The organism is Pseudoalteromonas sp. 1_2015MBL_MicDiv (genome assembly GCF_002407505.1).
Classification (GTDB): Bacteria; Pseudomonadota; Gammaproteobacteria; order Enterobacterales; family Alteromonadaceae; genus Pseudoalteromonas; species Pseudoalteromonas fuliginea.
Window position 1 is genome coordinate 2235175 of record NZ_CP012737.1, and the last position, 17080, is coordinate 2252254.

General features: G+C 39.5%; 12 protein-coding genes and 1 pseudogene. 8 read left to right on the forward strand and 5 right to left on the reverse strand.

What is annotated here, in order from left to right:
* Positions 1–136: 136 nt before the first annotated feature.
* The 6 genes and pseudogenes from xylB to AOR04_RS10140 all read left to right on the forward strand — a co-directional run bounded on the left by xylB (position 137) and on the right by AOR04_RS10140 (position 7480).
* Positions 137–1593 (forward strand): annotated as a pseudogene (xylB, locus tag AOR04_RS10115) (xylulokinase).
* 30 nt (positions 1594–1623) lie between these two features.
* Entirely contained in the window at positions 1624–2943 is a 1320-nt protein-coding gene (gene xylA, locus AOR04_RS10120; RefSeq protein ID WP_024599023.1) for a xylose isomerase, read from the forward strand.
* Between the two features lie 39 nt (positions 2944–2982).
* Complete coding sequence (tal, locus tag AOR04_RS10125) at positions 2983–3921, forward strand: transaldolase (RefSeq protein ID WP_096793254.1); 939 nt, start codon at positions 2983–2985, stop codon at positions 3919–3921.
* A 58-nt stretch (positions 3922–3979) separates the two neighbouring features.
* Entirely contained in the window at positions 3980–5998 is a 2019-nt protein-coding gene (gene tkt, locus AOR04_RS10130; protein ID WP_096793255.1) for a transketolase, read from the forward strand.
* Between the two features lie 107 nt (positions 5999–6105).
* Positions 6106–6489 (forward strand): hypothetical protein, encoded by a 384-nt coding sequence (locus AOR04_RS10135; protein WP_096793256.1) that lies wholly within the window; start codon positions 6106–6108, stop codon positions 6487–6489.
* 13 nt (positions 6490–6502) lie between these two features.
* A complete protein-coding gene (locus AOR04_RS10140; protein ID WP_096793257.1) occupies positions 6503–7480 on the forward strand; it encodes an aldose epimerase family protein in 978 nt (325 codons plus the stop codon).
* A gap of 68 nt (positions 7481–7548) precedes the next feature.
* Here the strand turns inward: AOR04_RS10140 and AOR04_RS10145 are convergent, their stop codons facing one another.
* Positions 7549–8697 carry an endo-1,4-beta-xylanase gene (locus AOR04_RS10145; protein ID WP_096793258.1) on the reverse strand — a complete coding sequence of 383 codons (1149 nt, stop codon included), beginning with the start codon at positions 8695–8697 and terminating at the stop codon, positions 7549–7551.
* A 168-nt stretch (positions 8698–8865) separates the two neighbouring features.
* Between AOR04_RS10145 and AOR04_RS10150 the strand changes: the two genes are divergently transcribed.
* Complete coding sequence (locus AOR04_RS10150) at positions 8866–9312, forward strand: cupin domain-containing protein (protein WP_232525464.1); 447 nt, start codon at positions 8866–8868, stop codon at positions 9310–9312.
* A 201-nt stretch (positions 9313–9513) separates the two neighbouring features.
* On the opposite strand, the gene AOR04_RS10155 is transcribed toward AOR04_RS10150, so the two are convergent.
* Complete coding sequence (locus tag AOR04_RS10155) at positions 9514–10824, reverse strand: hypothetical protein (RefSeq protein ID WP_157770543.1); 1311 nt, start codon at positions 10822–10824, stop codon at positions 9514–9516.
* 106 nt (positions 10825–10930) lie between these two features.
* Here AOR04_RS10155 and AOR04_RS10160 point away from each other — a divergent pair, with 106 nt between their 5' ends.
* A complete protein-coding gene (locus AOR04_RS10160; RefSeq protein WP_096793260.1) occupies positions 10931–12028 on the forward strand; it encodes an ISAs1-like element ISPsesp1 family transposase in 1098 nt (365 codons plus the stop codon).
* A gap of 5 nt (positions 12029–12033) precedes the next feature.
* Here the strand turns inward: AOR04_RS10160 and AOR04_RS10165 are convergent, their stop codons facing one another.
* The 3 genes from AOR04_RS10165 to AOR04_RS10175 form a co-directional block, all read right to left on the reverse strand.
* Positions 12034–12537 carry a hypothetical protein gene (locus AOR04_RS10165; protein WP_096793261.1) on the reverse strand — a complete coding sequence of 168 codons (504 nt, stop codon included), beginning with the start codon at positions 12535–12537 and terminating at the stop codon, positions 12034–12036.
* Positions 12538–13039: 502 nt separating this feature from the next.
* Positions 13040–15262 carry an endo-1,4-beta-xylanase gene (locus AOR04_RS10170; protein WP_096793262.1) on the reverse strand — a complete coding sequence of 741 codons (2223 nt, stop codon included), beginning with the start codon at positions 15260–15262 and terminating at the stop codon, positions 13040–13042.
* Between the two features lie 572 nt (positions 15263–15834).
* The gene (locus AOR04_RS10175) at positions 15835–16968 is read right to left on the reverse strand and encodes an endo-1,4-beta-xylanase (RefSeq protein WP_096793263.1); all 1134 of its coding nucleotides are present in this window, start codon (positions 16966–16968) and stop codon (positions 15835–15837) included.
* Between the last annotated feature and the right edge of the window lie 112 nt (positions 16969–17080).

The following is a 17080-nucleotide window of genomic DNA, read 5'->3' on the forward strand; positions in this document are numbered from 1 at the left end:
AATTTAAGTGAACTCCAACAACCAAGCAATAAACTTGCAAATTAATTGTTAAACATAGTTTAAAACTAGCTTGACTTAACAATATCAAATCATTAATGTTAGCGCTAACACTAAAACAACATTAAGTATCACATTTATGTTCCTTGGTATCGATTTAGGCACTTCAGGTGTAAAAGTAATTATTTTAGACGAGCAAGACCAATTGCTTGCTCAAGCAAATGGATCTTTAAGCGTTTCACGCCCAGCCCCCTTTTTTCTGAGCAAAACCCTACAGATTGGTGGCTTGCTACCTGTAGTGCAATCGAGGAGCTTAAAAATACTCACCCTGCATTACTAAAATCGGTAAAGGCTGTGGGCCTTTCTGGGCAAATGCATGGCGCAACGCTGCTTGATAAAAACAATAATATTATTCGTCCAGCCATTTTATGGAACGACGGGCGCAGTGCAGCACAATGTGTAGAGCTTGAAAAACGCGAACCAAATTCTCGTAATATTACCGGCAACATAGCAATGCCTGGTTTTACTGCACCTAAATTGGTGTGGTTAAAAGAGTTTGAACCAGAAAACTTTGCAAAAGTAGCCAAAGTATTATTACCAAAAGACTACCTACGCTTTTTAATGACCGGTGATTTTGCATCAGACATGTCTGACTCAGCAGGCACACTGTGGCTAGACGTAGAAAAAAGAGCATGGTCGCAAAAAATGCTTAGCGCTTGCGACTTAACAGAGCAACACATGCCTACCCTTTTTGAGGGCACACAAATTACTGGCAAATTAACAGCCCAAGTTGCTGCTAAATGGGGTATGGAGCAAGTGCCTGTTGTTGCAGGTGGTGGCGATAATGCCGCAGGCGCTGCTGGTGTTGGCGTAGTAAGGCCTAAACAAGCGTTTTTGTCATTAGGTACTTCTGGCGTTTACTTTGTTGCTAACGATAAATACCTGCCTAACCCAGAAGGTGCTGTACATACTTTTTGTCATTGCATTGAAAACACCTGGCACCAAATGTCAGTGGTGTTAAGCGCAGCAAGCTGTTTAACCTGGGTCACTAAATTAACCGGTTTTAAAAACGAAAGCGCATTGCTTGAACAAGTAAGTAAATGCGATTTTAGCAAACCAAGCTCAGTCATATTTTTACCTTATTTAACTGGCGAGCGTACGCCGCATAATAACCCCGATGCCAAAGGCGTATTTTTTGGTTTAGACAGCGATACCGATGCAGCAGCTCTTGGCCGTGCAGTACTCGAGGGCGTTGCTTTTGCCTTTGCCGATGGCCAGCAAGTACTGCTTGATGCCGGCGCACAAATTGACGATGTAACCGTTATTGGTGGTGGCGCTAAAAGCCCACTGTGGGGAAAAATCATCGCAAGCGTACTTAACCGCCCCCTAATTTACCGAGAAGGCTCAGAAGTTGGTCCCGCATTTGGCGCAGCAAGGCTTGCCCGAATAGCAGTAACACAACTCTCTGCACAACAAGTGTGTGTTAACGGCAAAGTAACGCAAACCATTGAGCCAGACCCAATCATGCAAGACTTTTACGCACAGCAATACACAACATACAAAGCACTTTATCAAAGTGTAAAAACATACTTTTAATACACTATTATAAAATTAATGGAGCACAATATGAGCGAGCAATTTTTTACAAACGTTGAAAAAATTAAATTTGAGGGTGAAAACTCTAAAAACCCATTTGCATTTCGTTACTACGACGAAAACCAAGTAGTGCTTGGCAAAACAATGAAAGAGCACCTTCGTTTTGCAGCTTGTTACTGGCATAACTTTTGTTCTACAGGGTTTGATATTTTTGGTGAAGGTACGTTTGACCGTCCTTGGATCCAACCTGTAGGCAATCAATTAGAACTTGCTGAACAAAAAGTAAAAGTAGCCTTTGAATTTTATGAAAAATTAGGCGTTCCTTACTTTTGTTTTCATGATGTTGATATTGCCCCTGAAGGCAAAACACTACAAGAAAGCCACGATAACGTAACGCATATCGCTAACATTATCGAAAAAGAAATGCAGCGCACAGGTGTAAAACTACTGTGGGGTACTGCTAACTTATTCTCAAATCAGCGTTTTTGTGCCGGTGGTGCAACAAACCCTAATCCTAATACGTATGCATATGCAGCAGCACAAGTTAAACATGCAATGGAAATTACGCATCGTTTAGGCGGCGAAAACTACGTACTGTGGGGTGGTCGTGAAGGTTACGACACACTACTAAATACAGACCTTGCACAAGAAAGCGAACAGTACGCACGCTTTTTAAAAATGGTTGTAGAGCACAAGAAAAAAATTGGTTTTAAAGGTACATTATTAATTGAGCCAAAACCACAAGAGCCGACTAAGCACCAGTACGATTACGATACAGCAACAGTTGCAGGCTTTTTGTATAAGCACGGCTTACAAGACGAAATTAAAGTAAACATTGAAGCAAACCACGCAACACTTGCGGGTCATAGCTTCCACCACGAAATTGCAGTTGCTTGCGCAGAAGGCATTATGGGTAGTATTGATGCTAACCGTGGCGACATGCAAAACGGTTGGGATACTGACCAATTTCCTAACGACGTAGCTGAGTGCACACTTGTTGTTTACGAAATTTTAAAAATGGGTGGCTTTACAACGGGCGGCTTTAACTTTGACACTAAACTTCGTCGTCAATCGTGTGAACGCGATGACTTATTCATTGGTCACATTGGCGGTATGGATACGATGGCTAAAGCATTACTCAATGCAGCAGCAATGATTGAAGGTGGCGAGCTGTCTGACTTTGTTGAAAAACGTTACGCAGGCTGGAAAGAAGACCTAGGTCAAAGCATTCTAAATGGTGAGCAATCACTTGAGAGCCTTTCAGCCTTAGTACACGAGAACAACATTGATCCTAAGCAAGTTTCTGGTCGCCAAGAACTGCTTGAGAATATTGTTAACCGCTACGTATAAGGACATCGCCTCGGTTTCAAAGCCGAGGCGTACATCATTATGAACTTGTTAGAACAACTCAAAAAAGTAACCACAGTCGTTGCCGACAGTGGCGATGTAGAGTCAATCAAAGCTCTACAACCGGTTGATGCAACAACCAACCCTTCGTTAATTTTACAAGCTGCAAAATTACCTCAGTATAAACATTTAATTAGTGATGCTATAAGCAAAGCTGGCAACGACGTTGACGCTATTTGCGACCAACTTATTGTTAACTTTGGCTGTGAAATACTAAAGGTAATACCTGGGCGTATATCAAGCGAAGTAGATGCGCGTTTATCGTTTGACACCCAAGCAAGTATTGCCAAAGGGCGTAAGCTTATTTCGCTTTACGAGCAAGCGGGTATTTCAAAAGACCGCGTACTTATTAAACTTGCTTCAACATGGGAAGGCATTAAAGCCGCCGAACAGTTAGAAAAAGAAGGTATTAAGTGTAACTTAACCCTGCTATTTTCGATGGCTCAAGCCATTGCATGCGCACAAGCTAACGTAACGCTTATATCTCCGTTTGTTGGGCGTATTCTTGATTGGTACAAAGCGGCTGAAAACAAAGAATACACACCAAGCGAAGATCCTGGTGTGCAGTCGGTTACAGGTATTTATCAGTACTACAAAAAGTACGATTATAAAACAGTGGTAATGGGCGCAAGCTTTAGAAACACTGAAGAAATAATCGAACTTGCTGGCTGCGATTTACTGACTATCTCGCCATCATTACTCAATGATTTACAAAGCCAAGAAGGTACTCTGGTTACAAAGCTTGACGCTGCAAACATTGCCAAAGCACCGCAAAGCGACATAACCCCACTCACCCACGAGCAATTTTTATGGCAGCACAACGAAGATGCAATGGCCAGCGAAAAGCTCAGTGAAGGTATTCGTAACTTTGCCAAAGATCAGCGTATTTTGGCTAAATTGGTTGAAGACTTACTAAACTAATTTCCCTCAAGCCTGCCATATTATGTGCAGGCTTTTTTAATTTTATTTGAGGTAATACATGACTCAGCTTTCTTCTCGTGCGCCTTTTGCAAATGCTATTCGCGCACTTAGCATGGATGCGGTACAGCAAGCAAATTCAGGGCATCCGGGCGCACCTATGGGTATGGCCGATATAGCCGAAGTACTGTGGAACGATTTTTTAAACCATAATCCAAACGATCCAAATTGGGCAAACCGAGACCGCTTTGTACTCAGTAACGGTCACGGATCTATGCTTATTTATTCTTTATTGCATTTAAGCGGGTACGAACTACCACTAAGCGAGCTTAAACAATTTAGACAAATGCATTCAAAAACCCCAGGGCACCCTGAATACGGTTACACCCCAGGTGTTGAAACAACAACAGGCCCGCTTGGCGCAGGTTTATCAAATGCCGTAGGTATGGCTATTGCCGAAAAAGCCCTAGCAGCACAATTTAACAAAGAGAGTTTTGATATTGTAGATCATTACACTTACTGTTTTATGGGTGATGGCTGTTTAATGGAAGGCATATCGCACGAAGCATGTTCGCTTGCAGGCACATTAGGGCTGGGTAAACTTATTGCTTTTTGGGACGATAACGGCATATCTATCGACGGACACGTTGAGGGCTGGTTTACCGACGACACCGCAAAACGCTTTGACGCTTACGGCTGGCATGTAATAAAAGATATAGACGGCCACGACCCAGAACAAATTGCCAGCGCCATTGCACAAGCAAAACAAGTGAGCGATAAACCTACTCTACTTTGTTGTAAAACCGTAATTGGTTTTGGCTCGCCAAATAAATCAGGCTCGCACGATTGCCATGGCTCGCCATTAGGTGATGACGAAATAACTGCGGCGCGCAAATTTTTAAACCTACCAAATGAAGCATTTAGTATCAGTGATGATATTTACGCCCATTGGGACGCTAAACAAAGCGGTGATAAAAAACAAAAACAATGGCAACAACTGTTTAGTGACTACACCAAAAGCCACCCTGAGCTTGCCAAAGAATTTGAACGCCGCGTAATTAAACGCACCCTACCTGAAAGTTTTGAAGCTATTGCAAACGACTACATTGCACAGTGCAACAAAGACGCTGCCAATATAGCCAGCCGAAAAGCCTCGCAAAACACTATTGAAGCCTTTGCCCCGCATTTACCAGAGTTATTGGGTGGCTCTGCCGATTTAGCTGGTTCTAATTTAACGCTGTGGTCTGGCTCTAAAGGCATAAGCGCAGATGACGCCAGCGGTAATTACCTATTTTATGGCGTGCGCGAGTTCGGTATGAGCGGCATTATGAATGGCATATCACTGCACAGTGGTTTTATTAATTACGGCGCTACATTTTTAATGTTTATGGAATATGCCCGTAACGCAGTAAGAATGTCGGCACTTATGGGTATTCAAAATATATTTGTGTATACCCACGACTCTATAGGCCAAGGTGAAGACGGTCCAACTCACCAACCTATTGAGCAACTAGCCAACCTACGTATGACGCCAAACTTAGTCACATGGCGCCCATGTGACGCAGTAGAAACTACAGTATCGTGGAAAAACGCGATACAAAATCAGCAGCAACCTACTGCGCTTATTTTTAGTCGCCAAGGGCTAAACCACCAGCCACGCAGCGCTCAGCAAATTAGTGACATAGAAAAAGGCGGCTATATTCTTAGCGAAAGCAATAAAGCACCTGAGCTTATTTTAATTGCAACAGGCTCTGAGGTAGATTTAGCAATGCAAGCTGCTAAAGAGCTCACAGCACAAGGCGTTGCAGTGCGTGTGGTATCAATGCCAAGCACCACATTGTTTGACCTGCAATCAGACGATTATAAGCAAAGTGTACTGCCAAACTCAGTTGTAAACCGTATTGCAATTGAAACATCACACCAAGATTACTGGCTTAAATATGTAGGCTTACAAGGCAAAGTAATTGGTATGAGCACTTTTGGTGAGTCGGCGCCAGGTAATGTGTTATTAGAGCATTTTGGCTTTACCACCAAAAATGTAGTGAGCACCGCGCAGGCGTTAATTAAAGCCAACGCTTAATATATTTAGTACGCGTAATGCGCTAAATAATCCAAACTTTATCCAATTAATGCGCTAAGCCTCCCAAAGCTCGGCGCATTTTTACAATTAACCAACAAAGGTGAACTATGAAATACTTACTATTAATTATGCTTTTTAGTGCAAGCACTAGTTTTAACGCATGGGCAAATGACGAGCAAAATGATGAACTAATGCTAACGATTTTTTTAAAACACGACCAATCAAAAAATCTCTCTGAAATAAAAGAAATACTCAACAATGCTAACTTTTACAAACATTTTCCGCCAGAGGGCACAACGGTAGAATCTTGGAAAGTAATGATGGGCATAGGGCAAGTAGTCACTTTGCGCTTTCCGGCAGCGCTGTTACCAAAAGTAAACTTATCGATTGAACGTTATGGTTGGAAAGCTTACAGCACTGAGTTTTACCCAACTTACGATCTGTACCCAATCGTAAAAGAAGAAATTAAAAAAGCTAGAACGAACAATTAAAAGAGTAACCACAATGACAACTTCACTTATTCAATACACACTAAGTAATGAGGTAAACGACACTATTTCTATTATTAACTACGGTGCCCGGCTTACCAGCTGGGTTACCCATATTGATAGTAAAAAACGAAATATTATACTTGGCTATTCTAATATTAATGACTATTTAAACGACACGTTTTACTTAGGAGCTATAGCCGGCCCTTATGCAAACAGGCTAAGTAACGCCCAAATAAACATTGATGATAAAACCTATGTACTTAATAAAAACGAAGGAGTAAACCAACTTCACGGCGGCCAAAAAGCATTAAGCGACTTATTTTGGCAGCTCGATTATCATCAAAAAAATGCATTAAGTTTAAGTATTACCCTGCCTGATGGTTACAACGGCTACCCCGGTAAAACTATATTTAACGTGCTGTATACCTTTACCACTAACAGTAAAAACCAAAGTAATCTTGATATTAAATTTACGATTACCAGTAATAAAAAAACCATTGCAGGGCCAACAGCGCACCCATATTTTAATTTAAATGGCATTACTAACAGCGCACAAGGGCATACATTAAAACTGGCTGCCGCGCATTATACCCCCGTAGATACAAACGCCATTCCCACAGGTTTAATAACGCCTGTAGCAAATACCACTTTTGACTACGCAAATATGCGCGTGCTTAATAAAATCGATAAACTCGATCATAACTTTGTAACCGAGCAAGTACTTAACCTGCAAACCAATAAGCAACACGCGACGCTTACAAGCGCCGATGAAAAAGTAATGCTGAGTGTGCTTTCTAACTACCCTGCTATTCAGGTATATACAGGGCAGCACTTAAAAAATCCGTTTAATGCATACGACGGTATATGCCTAGAGCCGCAATTTTGCCCCGACAGCCCCAATAACCCACACTTCCCATTTAGCTATTTAACACCACAAGTGCCTTTGCAAACGCATATTAGTTACTGCTTAACTAAAACCAATAAAAAATAGCTATTTTATAAACCAAAAAAGGATCGCTATTAAGCGATCCTTTGCTGGAGGTTAAATACTTAGTGCGATTATAAGTCGCTTACAAAGCTTTTAAGTTTAAGCTCACGGTCAATTAATAATGGGTAATCGGTGCGCCCTTGCATTGGCCAATCGTTACGCCAAGTGCCTGCATCGCTTATACCCCAAAAAGTAACGCGGCTTACTTTATCGTCATGTTTTTTAAGTATGTCGAACACGGCTTTATAGCGCTCGCCTAACTGGGTGTTTACTTCACTCGGTAAACCATCTGGGTATGGGTTAAATCGCTCTTGTAGCGCAATATCTAACGAAATGTCAGCGCCTTGCTCTTCACCTTCAGGGAACGGTAATACCGAAATATCAAGCTCGGTTATCATCACATCAATGCCCGTTGCAGCGTATGCCACAATAGAGTCTTCCATTAACGAAAGCTCTGGGTTATCAAGCGAGTAATGCGCTTGCATACCAATACCATCAATTTCAATACCTTTGCTTTGCAAATTTTTAATAAGCGCAATTGCACCGGCTCTTTTTTCTGGCTTATATAAGTTGTAATCGTTGTAATATAACTTGGCATTAGGCGCTGCCTGCTTAGCGTATTTAAACGCGTATTCTATAAAGTCATCACCAATAATGGTGCTCCATTTAGATTCACGCAGTGTGCCGTCTTCGTTAAGTGCTTCGTTTACCACGTCCCATGCAAAAATACGGTTTTTATAACGCCCTGCAACAGTATTAATATGGTTTTGCATACGCTTAAGTAATGCATCGCGCGTTAGCGGCTCGCCCTGCTCGTCTTCAAAAACCCAATCAGGTGTTTGCGAATGCCACACTAATGTATGCCCAACTAATTCTTGGCTGTTCTCTTGTGCGTACTGAACTAACGCATCAGCGGCTTCAAAGTCATACGTTTCAAGCTCTGGGTGTATACGCTCCCACTTCATTGAGTTTTCTGGCGTAAAAGTATTAAATTGCGCTTTAGCTACGTTTAAATCTTCAGGCAAAGCCCCTAATATTTGGTCGCGGCTAATCGCTGTACCTATTTTAAAGTGATCTTTAAATTGCGCTTTAAGCGTTAATTGCTCCTGCGCTTTTTGTGCTTTTAGTGTCGGTTTACTTTGCTCTGCTGAGCCATTACAGCCAAGTGCAAGGCTCGACATTCCTAATAAAATAGCAATCGTTAGTTTATTTTTATGCATGATGTACCTGTTGTGTGTTTTTAGTGTGCAAGGTAAACTTAACACCATATAGTCTTTTTGACAACAACGTTTTATTAAAATAGACTGAACAAAAATAACACAGCATACATTTCTTAATTGCATACCTAACTAGCAAGATAATTAGTAAATAAATTAGCAAGGACACACATGAAAAACACAACAAACACCTTATCACTAACAGCCGTAGCCATTTTTGCATTAATGGTCGCATTAACTGCTGCATTACCTGTCAGCGCAGCAGATAAACCAAAGCAACTTACCTCATCTATAGTGAGCCAAAAAGACGCGCACATCACTCACTACGAAGGCGGTGATTTTCATACCTACTTTTACGGCAATACATCACTCACCAAAGGCGCTATTACGGGCGTTGCGGTTATTAAACCTAATAACGAAATACATCCCGCCCACCAGCATCCCGATGAAGAATACTTAATGATTCTTGAGGGTACTGGCACCTGGACGCTTAATGGAAAAAGCCAACCAGCGCATACTGGAGATATTTTATTTGCAGCCCCTAACGACGTACACGGCATTTATAACAACGGCGATGTGCCACTTAAGTTTGTAGTCGTGAGATATCAGGCTCAGTAGTTTTGAATGGCTTTTTGAGTTTTTTAGTTTTTAGTTTTTTAGTGAAATAGACTAAGTGAATTATGCACAAAGAGGTTAAGAGGCGCTTCGCTTTTAGAGGAGAGGAAAACAAAACAGCCTGTATGAGTTCAGGCTGTCTTATCTATTTTTTCTAAAGCCATCAAGAAGAAATTATGAACTACCGTTTTATATAACAAAGATTTACCCATGCATAGTTAACCAACTTACTAGTTTAGTATCTGAAACTGAAACAGTTCCTCCTTTAATGGACTTTTTCTTACCTTCTCTTTTCCTAACTGCTTCTTTTAAAGATGGGTCCATTTCTTCAAAAATCTTATTGGCTTCATACTGATAGCGTATAAAAGCTTCTTCTGAGGAGGTTATGCTCGTTGATTTTTCAACAGTATAAAAAAGAGCATTAAAGGTGCTTTTTAAATAATGTTCAAGGTTAACTACCAATAGTTCCAAACGCTCGTGTGAAGTCGCATTATGTACAATTGCATTTCTTACTCGATAAAGTCGATTTATATGCAATTCGACTTTACGCTGATGAGACTCAATTTTCTGGGCTAAATCGAAAGGTGATGTACAAAGACCTATAAATTTTCTAAACCTAAATTGCGCATACGGATAAGTTTCTAATCGTGTATACACTTCACTTACAAAATTCGAATTTTTTAAAGCTGTATATATTTCACCAAGATTAGAAGTTTGGACATCGAAAGATACTCCATCTAAGTCAATTGGTTTCCAGTCTAGTGCTTTTGCACAGCCTCTAAATGCAAAGAGTTGTTTTAATGGATAATCCATTGCGATGCATGGAATAACCGCATTGATTACATGTTCATCGTGTTTTAAAGTACTATTTTCCTCTATTAACGTTAATGATTCCAATGCAGACCAAAATGCAGTAAAGCGACTTTCCAACCCTTTTTCATTAACTCCATTTTGAAAAAATCTAAAAGCAGCGCTAATTTTATTACTCGTTTTTATAGAACCTTTTTGCCTTAAATGAGTTATTGCACTCATATAAACAGTAAGGTCGTCATCAATCCACCTATCTAATGAATTTTCCAAGTCTTTATCAAATCTAGCTAAATTTTTTGTTTGCCCACTCTCATCAGTTATATCTGCTTTGACAAGTATACTGATCTGATCTTTACCTAAGAAGTATGAAAAAATATCAAGAGCTTGTAATAATTTTTTTTCAGCAATATTTCTAGCTGCGCTAAAAGAAATAGCGTCTACATTAATATTGGAATTAATTATATAACTTCTATCATTTTCTGTTCTTGGCTGAATAATAAATTGATATTCTCCTTGAGTATCAACCGTCGTATTTTTTAGTAGCTCATACAAAGGTTTATTATCTAACGATAATTTCACATCATACTTTTGCGTACTAATTATTATATGACTTGCTAAGCTGTTAAATGCTTCTAAGAAATTAATTTGCGTTTTTCTTTTTATCAAAAAATTTCTGCATAATAAATAACATTCAGATGTAGGCATACCTAATGTTATTAAGTGACTCATTAGTGCACAGGGCGGGATCACACTTTGTAAATAAACAAATTTTATGATCTAATACCATAAATTTAATCACCTTAAACTTATTATGTCACTCTTCTCACATTTAGAACTCGTCAAAGATAATCGTTCACATATAAATCAACACCATAACTTAGTTGATGTGCTTTTTCTTATTATTACTGCCGTTACATCAGGGTGTGAAAACTGGCAAGATATTGAAGTCTATGGCGAAAGTAAGCTTAATTGGTTAAGAGGATTTCGTTCTTTCAAAAATGGCATACCCACTCGACATAGTATTGCTCGGATTTTTAGAACCGTTGATACTGACTCATTACTACTCGCGATGTATAGCTGGGTCAATCAAAACCGCGTTAAATCAGCGCATCCTGTCATTGCCTTCGATGGCAAAACTATTCGCGGAGCAAGTAAACACATTGCTGATAAATTACACCTCGTCTCAGCATTTGATTGTGAGGCAGGTCTCACATTATTCCACCAAACAGTTGGCAGTAAGACGAATGAAATACCGGCAGTTCGGGATTTATTGAAAATACTCGATATCAATAACACCGTCATTACACTTGATGCTTTGCACTGCCAAAAAGAAACGCTAAAACAGCTAATTAGCAGACATGCAGATTATCTAGTGCAAGCAAAGGGTAATCAAAAGAAACTTTATAGCGCGATTCAAGATGCATTTACACACCAGTATGAATCTGAAAACTCAGAGAGACTTAGTCATGTAACACAAGATGCAGGGCATGGGCGAAAAGAAGTACGCACGATAGATTGTCTTGATGCGCGTTTATTACCGAGTGAAATTAAAGAGAGCTGGCCATCAGTTAGGACAATCGTTGCGGTGCAGCGAGAGCGAACGAAGGGTAATAGAACGAGTATTGACACACATTACTACCTAACATCGTTGACAGACAATATATTGATAAGTAAAGCAATAAGACAACATTGGCTGATAGAAAATCAGCAACACTGGATACTGGATGTCGTATTTAAAGAAGATGCCTGTCAAATAAATGAGCCATTAAGTGCGCAACATATGGCACTATTTAGACGCGTCGTTAGGAACATGATAAAGCAGCATACGAAAAGCAAGGGGTCAATAAGAAGTAAGTGTGTAAGAGCTTGTTATGATGATGCTTTTAGAGAAGAACTTCTTTTTGGTTAACATTTTTAACAAAGTATGCTCGCGCCCTGCATTAGTGCATTTGTTTGGTTGTATATTTTGGTCAATGATCCATCAGAAGAATCTGCACCATCTTTCAAAAGCCTAGTTAATTCTTCAACAGAAACTCTTCGGTAATGTTTTTCAAGTAACCCCTTTAGCTCTACTAAAAAGCTAATTATGAGCTCTTTTTTGTTTTCTAAAGGGTTATCATACTCGCTAAAGATAGCCTTTAATTGTTTAGGTATGTCTTTAAACTCGGCTTTATTCAATAAATCATTGCTTTCAATTAATTGATTAAATTCCTCAGCTACATGTAACCTTTTCTCTGACGCTCTATATTTATTGCCTAACGCGTAAAGGTCTAAAAGTTCTAGAACGGAATTTAAAATGTTATTATAAGAAACTCGATCACTATCAAGGCTTCGTACATTACTCATACTTGCCCAACATTCTAAAAAAAACAATTGTTGTTTTTCTAAGTTTCGGCTAATGTTATTTTGTATTCTCAATTATTGCGCAGCCATTTAAAGTTCGTTATAATTAATCTATCAAATTTATATCAATAGTTCATCTATAACTGTTGATTCAGAAAAAAACGGTCTCCGCTTTTGACTGTGGGTAGTTCCCGGAAAGTCTTGAGACCAACCTTTCAAGAAGGCGCTTTTAGCGCCTTCTTCTTCTTTTAGGTCAGTATTAATACCCTGACTATAAATATAAATTGTATTCTAAACAAAAAAGCCGAGTATTTAAAAATCCTCGGCTTTGACTACACAATGCGGTTTACTGAACTACATCAGCAATTGTTTTAATAATCGGTTTAGGGTTTAAATTACGATCCCATAATAATGGGTAGCTTGTTCTATTTGGGATTGGGTAATCGTTATACTAAGGCATGCTATCAAACAACCCCGAAAAGTAACGTCGGCTACCTTGCTTCGCTTTGTATAAAAAATAATCTGTATAAAAATACAGACTATTTAATTTGGGGTTAATTACTTTTAGTTAGATTTATTATTCGACCAAAGTCACCGATACATCATCTACATAAAAGTCAGCGGTGAGTTCACTTGACTCAACATAAAGTAAAGCGGCGCTTTCCTGCGTTGTAATTGAATGTGTGTAAGTACCTGATAACTGTACCCAGTCGCCTGCTGCAACGGTTGTAACAGGCGTCAACTCAAGGTATTCAGTGCTAGTGTGCTCTATTTGTAGCGTTAGTTTTATATCTGGCGACACTGTAGTGCTGTCGTCAGATAACTTAACCCATGCAGATACGTTATAGGTTTTATCTGCTGTAAATAAACCTTTTACATCCTTTTGTATGCCATTCCACGTTTCAGTTCGCCCTTGTACTAAAGCGCTATTATTGCCACTGTGAGCTTGGGTTGTTTCAAGAGTTATGCTTGCACTGCCACGGGCTTGCCATGAATCTAGTCCGGCTTCAAAGTCGCCATTAGTTAGCAGCTCTGATGAAGGTGCTGGTTCAGCTACTTCAATTAGCTCTTTTAATGCATTAGCAAATCCCTGTAAGGCAGGCTTTGCAGTAAAGTCATTAAAAAATAACAGTGGCCATTCTGTTGTTGGCTCTGGCCAGTTTTGTAACCAGCTATCCTCGTCAATTACGCCCCAAATAGTAATGCCACCGCGTTGATCTTCAGGTACCGTTTCTAAGTATGTTTTAACAATATCGTAGTAGTACTGCTTTTGTTCATCCGCTCTTTCACTTGTTAAGTAAGTTAGAGGAATGCCGCCTTCGTTGTTCATACGAACATCTAGCTCGGTAATTTTCACTTTTATTTTAGGCCGAATATCGACCACTTTTTGAAGGTGTGCCTGAATGGTTGAAATATCAGGGCTGTTAAGTGAAATATGAGATTGAAACCCTATACCATCAATAGGCACGCCATTGTTGTGAAAATCGTTAACCATATTGATAACAGCATCTAATTTATCTGCATTCCAAATCAGGTTGTAATCGTTGTAGTATAAGTCGGCATCAGGATCGGCCGCTCTTGCCGCTTTATATGATAACGGTAAAAATTCAGCACCTATATTTTCAAACCACACAGATTCGTCGGCGCTGTCGTTTGTGGTTTTTTCACCACGGTATTTACCGTTTTCCATAAACGCTTCGTTAACTACATCCCAGCTAACTACCGTATCGTTATCACCTTCTTCTTCAAAATGAGTGGCAACTTGAGTGATATGATTTTCCATCATGGTTATCCACGCGGCTTTATCACCTTGAAAACTTTGCATCCAAGGCGCAATTTGCGAGTGCCACACAAAAACATGACCATGTACCGTGAGTGAGTTGTCTTTGGCGTAGTTAACTAGCTCATCAGAATCATCGTAAAAGAATTCACCTTGGGTTGGTTGTAAATAGGTAGGCTTCATAATGTTTTCAGCAGAGAGTTGATTAAAATGTTGTTCAATAATCGTTTTAATCTCTGGTCTGTTTATTATGCTGTTACCAAATCCACCCGCAGGAACAGCTACACCAATATTAAAATTAGGTGCTAATGCTTTTAAACTTTGTGCTGTCACTTCGCTGTATTGAACATCAGGTATTTCTTCTGCTGGTACATCGTCTAAAATAAAGCCTGAAAATTCGTCTAAGTATATAGACTTGTTAATGTTCTCTTCTTTTGAAAAGTGAATTGCCAGCCTAACTAAAGAGTCAGCTTCGGCTGTTGCGGCTGTTAATGTTATTTTTTGCCACTCGCCTGTGAGTGTTTCTTTTACTAGGCTAAGTTGGCCATAATCTGGCGCAGGTGTTTGAATCCAAAAATCGGCACTGGTTCCCTCTTCACCTTTGGCCCAAACACTAAACTCGTAATTTTTACCTCCAGTGATAGGAAGGTCTTCATAAGCTATTTCAATTCCCCAAGGGTTGTCACCCAATGTATTAACAATAACCTCAGCTGCTTTGGTGCCTTTGTAAGTATTAACGCCTTCTTGCGATTCAATTATCTCTATAGTAGAAGTAGCGCTTGATTCTTGATCTGGTCTAAATACCCAATTTCCGACAGGCGTTGTTTGCCCTGTAGTGTCTTCTTCAAACCCACCATTTGTTATTTCAGCTGCTATTGGCGCTTCAGGCGCTGGAGTATCAGGGGCTACTACTTCCGGTATAGGTTCAGGCACCGGTGTATCTTTACTATTCCCCCCGCACGCCATTAATAGTGATACTAAGGTCACTAATCCGGTGTTACGAAAAATCGATTTATTCATTTTTTATTCCTTAGACTAAAGCAATAAATGAGTCGTTTTTAAACTAGGTGCAGTAAAGCCATTTGAGTGAATAAAATATGATAAGAGTATTTCTACTGCATTATCAAAATCTATTATTCAATATGACTACAACTAATTAGAAAAACAAACAGTCATTTATATTTATTATTTTAATATCTCTTCAAACGTTAATATTTACTTTGTACAAAGGTACAAATATAAATTTAAAATCATAAAGTTATAGTTAAGGTTTAAATTAAAATTTATTGTTTTATATCGTGTGTGTGAATATGCAATCATAAAATCAACCTAAAACCAACATTGTTATAGTCCATTTAACAATAAGGATCAAGGCTAAAATTTGACCCGTTTAATATTGAGTATGCTTTGAGTTTGATAAAAATAATTAAAGAGAAGGTGTAAGTGATACTTGTGCTTGTATTACTTAGGTAAGATCAAGGTTTACCAGCTCATCGCTTAGTAAAATGACTTTTATTTGCCTCCATATAAAAATTTGCAAACAAAAAAAGCCGAGTATTTAAAAATACTCGGCTTTGACTACACAATGCGATTTACTTAACTACATCAGCAATTGTTTTAATAACTGGCTTAGGGTTTAAATTACGATCCCATAGTAATGGGTAGTTTGTTCTGTTTGGGATTGGGTAGTCGTTTTTCCACGACATACCATCGTGTAATCCCCAAAAGGTTACGCGGTCTATCTTGTCGCGCTTTGCGTAAAACAGTTCAAACAAGGCTTTATAACGGGCGTTTAGTTGCGCCTCTACGTCGCTTGGCAAGCCATTTTTGTATGGGTCGAGGTAGGTTTCAAACTCTTCTAGCTGAAACTGCGGTTTCATCATATCGGTGCCGGTAATCTGCCCTTCTTTTGTTAAAGGCAGCACGTCTATATCAAGCTCAGTGATCATCACTTTTATACCCAGCGCGGCGTAGGCGTCAATGGCTTGTTCAATATATTGCATTTCAGGAAAGTTAAGCCCCCAGTGCGCTTGTATGCCAATGCCATCAATGCGGATACCTTCTTTTTGCAGCATTTTGATCATACGTATAATGCCGTCTCTTTTTTCTGGTCGCCATGCATTAAAGTCATTGTAGTAAAGCTCGGTATTAGGTGAATACTGCTGGGCGTATTTAAATGCGGCTTTTACCATGGTATCGCCATCACCTACGCGGTTAACCCACACAGTTGGGCGATAAGAGCCGTCATCAGCAATCACTTCGTTAACTACATCCCACGCATCTACTTTGTTTTTATAGCGCCCTGCTACAAGCTCTATGTGTTTGCGCATTTGCTCAAGCTGCTGTGCTGGGGTATTTGGCTCATTTTTGCTATTTGTAAAAAACCAGTCGGGCGTTTGGTTATGCCACACTAAGGTGTGGGCTACGGTAAACATATTATTTTGCTTGGCAAAATCTATAAACGCATCTGCACCACTAAAATCGACCTTACCTTGCTGTGGGTAAATTACTTCTGCTTTCATGGCGTTTTCTAGGGTGACTGTATTAAATTGCTTAGCAATAATTGACTGCGCGGCGGCGTTTTTGCCTGTCACTATATCTTGATTTACAGCAACCCCCATTTTGAATGAGTCTGCAAAGGTGTTTTTAAGAGCTTGGTCTTGTGCAGCGTTTACGCTTAATGATCCTGCAAGTAAAAGCAGGCTGAGTGTGTGTGTTTTATGCATGTGTGTGCTCCGTTGAATCGTTATTATTTTCGATAAATATCATACAACGAAAAAAATAAATGATATAGTCAAAATGACCATTAATTATAAATTAAACAAACCTGAGTAAACG